This window comes from Segeticoccus rhizosphaerae (assembly GCF_009192725.1).
In the GTDB taxonomy this organism is placed as follows: Bacteria; Actinomycetota; Actinomycetes; order Actinomycetales; family Dermatophilaceae; genus Segeticoccus; species Segeticoccus rhizosphaerae.
This window is the reverse complement of the sequence record NZ_VOHR01000626.1, coordinates 1-923: the sequence shown is the minus strand read 5'-3', so window position 1 is coordinate 923 and position 923 is coordinate 1. Positions and strand designations below refer to the sequence as shown.

Annotated in this window: 1 protein-coding gene; it reads left to right on the top strand. The window is 74.1% G+C overall.

Annotation, left to right across the window (positions count from 1 at the left end):
* The coding region (gene alr, locus FRW57_RS22165) for an alanine racemase (RefSeq protein WP_152187097.1) at positions 1-813 on the top strand (813 nt) is incomplete at its 5' end.
* Between the last annotated feature and the right edge of the window lie 110 nt (positions 814-923).

The window sequence follows — 923 nt, the reverse complement described above, 5'->3', positions numbered from 1 at the left end:
ATCGCCGAGGCCGCCCGAGACACCGGCCGCCCGGCCCGCGTGCACCTGTGCGTCGACACGGGCCTGGCGCGCAACGGTGCCTATGGCGAGGACTGGCCGGCGCTCGTGGCCGCGGCACGGAAGCTGGAGGCCGAGGAGGTCCTGCGGGTCGTCGGCGTCTGGTCGCACTTCGCCTATGCCGACGCGCCGGCCCACCCGAGCGTCCACCGGCAGCAAGAGGCCTTCGAGGAGGCGGTGGCGCTGGCCGAGCGTGCCGGCTGTCGGTTGGAGGTGCGCCACCTGGCCAACTCGGCCGCGTTGCTGACCAACCCCGGCGCCACCTACGACCTGGTCCGACCGGGCATCGCCGTCTACGGCCTCTCCCCGGTGCCCGACATCGGTGACGCCGCGTCCTTCGGGCTCACACCGGCGATGACGCTGACCGCCGGGCTGTCACTGGTGAAGCGGGTGCCGCAGGGCCAGGGAGTGAGCTACGGCCACCAGTACGTCACGCCGACGGAGACCACCCTGGCGCTGGTCCCGATGGGCTATGCCGACGGCATTCCGCGCAACGCCACCAACGTCGGGCCGGTGAGCATCGGCGGCCGGCGCCACACCATCGCCGGACGGGTCTGCATGGACCAGTTCGTCGTCGACGTCGGGCCGGACCTGGTGGCGGGTGCCGGGGACGAGGCCGTCCTCTTCGGCACCGGCACCCACGGCGAGCCGACGGCGGAGGACTGGGCGCGCGCCACCGACACCATCGCCTACGAGATCGTCACGCGGGTCGGGGCGCGCGTGCCTCGGATCCACGTGGGAGCCACGGGTGAGTGACGGCCAGCGCAGGTCCCTTATCGGCTTGGGGGTCGGGGTGGCCACCGCGGCCGGTGCCGCGGCCGTGGGCGTCGCTGCCGACCGGCTGCTGCGCGCCCGTGGCACCGCCA